Annotated in this window: 1 protein-coding gene; it reads left to right on the top strand. The window is 28.1% G+C overall.

Annotated elements, in window-relative coordinates; genetic code table 11:
• Positions 1-2,005: hypothetical protein (locus CKF59_RS07940; RefSeq protein ID WP_222985670.1), on the top strand; the 2,005-nt coding region annotated here is incomplete at its 5' end.
• Positions 2,006-2,048 lie beyond the last annotated feature (43 nt).

Genomic DNA, 2,048 nt, shown 5'->3' with positions numbered 1-2,048 from the left:
CTTTTACTTATTGTTAATTCAAAATTCATGGTGTTGGTATATCATTGATAACTTTAAGCACTTTAAAAGTTTAAAAATTAACAAGATCAAAAGTTGCTTAGGAAAAACTTTATATCTTCCTGAAATAAATACCAATCCTTATCTTCGCAATCCTCGTGCAGAACTATTATCTTCATTATTTACTTTCGACGAATTAAAATCACTTAATGGAGATTTTATTTATAGTCAAGCGATTATTGTTTTTACCAATTTTAAATTGATTCAAAACGATAGAATTAAGGATAAAATGACCATGCTTGTTGATCGCAATGGTCAGATTATTACCATAGGAAAAACCCATAAGTTAGAGAAATTTATTACTTCTATAGATCCCTCTTATGCAGAGATAAATCTTCAAACTCATAAGCCTAATGAAGTTTTAGAAATTTACAAAGTTTTTTATCGAAAGAAACTTATTATCATAGATCTAAACCAAGATACTTTAACCCCAGGATTTATTACTCCTAATCTCAAAAGTGTAGCGAATATTCAATTTGCTCAATGTCCTGATTTCTTACGAATCAAACATGCCATGAGAGAGTGTTTTAAGAGTGGTATAACCTCAGTAAGATTGTACAATGACAACAATTTTGCTCATTCGAGTTTATCTTGGCTACAACAAATAGAAAAACTCAGAAGAAAAATACCTCATCTTATTTTAGGAGTTAGTGCAAAAAATATTGATGATATAGATTTCTTTGGTAATGAACAACAAAAATCTTTTAATATTTCTTTTAAGCAATCTCTAGATTTCTTTATTGATTTAGAAAAAACCGGACACGCCACTTATACTATTGATCAATACTCTAATTTATCTACTCTAAGTCTATTTTTACGTAGTCATTATCAAAGTAATCAATTTATAGCAACTAAGCTTAGCGTAAATCAACCTAAACCAATTCTTTCAAGTCAATCGACCTCAACAAGTCAATTACAAAAAGAACTTAGTTTTATGATTAACTTAGAAAGTTTAAGTTTCTATAAGCTACGACTAGAAAATGAAAGTGTCAAAGAAGAAAATAAATTACAAGTAATTAATCGTCTTGAAAGCGAACTTGCAATAGTACGTGGAAAATTAAGTCAAAATCATATTCTCAAAAAATACTTTAATCAGGATCTAGATCAAATACAGGTAAGAAATCACCTCTTAAAATTTAATTTCTTAAAAGGTATTTTGATCAATCACATTGGTAAAGAAAGAGAAAAAATCTCAAAACTAAACTTTAAGTTAAAAAGCGAACATTGGAGTTATACAGCTCAAGATTATATAAGCTCTAAATTTGCAAATTATCTTAAACACCCTCTCTATAATCATCTATTTGAGGCAAAATCTCGTAGCTTTACTTTAGTTGCTGATTTCAAATTTTTTGATCCTTTGGCAAGCAAAGAATGGTTAAACTACTGTAATTTAGCTATAAATGCTCGTAAAGAACATCTTCCTTATCTAAAAGAATGGATGTATGTAGCTTTAGATACCAGTCATCTTCAAGATTTTAAATTATTTAAAAAGGATAAATTATTTTTTAATCTTGAGCATTTAACTGGTAATGATTTTAACCCCACTTCTTTAAACCCAAGTCTCGTTCGTCAGGTTTTAACTTTAGAAGAAGAATTTCTAAACGAGTTTTCTTATAACCTATTAGTTATAGATAACTTAGATAATAATCATCTCGAGAACCGAGTAGCAATTTTGCGTAAATATTGTAACGATTTTAACTTTTATAAAGCTTTTTATAACCAAAAACTTCGTTCACCTAATAAAAGTATTTTTAATATTTTGAACAAAATAAGAGAACCTAAATATAAGTTATTTAGCTATTTAAATGAAAAAGTTGCTAAAGCGATAAATTGCCATGGGTTTATTGGGAGCTTAAAACAAGGTAGTATTGCAAATTTTGTTATTCTCAATAATGAATGTACAGCTATAAAATCAACTTGGGTTAATGGCTTGTGTGTTTATAGATAAATTAATTTTTCCTGAGAGAATTTGATAGTCACGACTAATTTAG

The sequence above is a fragment of the Psittacicella gerlachiana genome (genome assembly GCF_003585965.1).
GTDB classification, from domain to species: Bacteria; Pseudomonadota; Gammaproteobacteria; order Enterobacterales; family Psittacicellaceae; genus Psittacicella; species Psittacicella gerlachiana.
The sequence above is the reverse complement of the archived record's forward strand: the minus strand, read 5'-3'. Positions and strand labels throughout refer to the sequence as shown.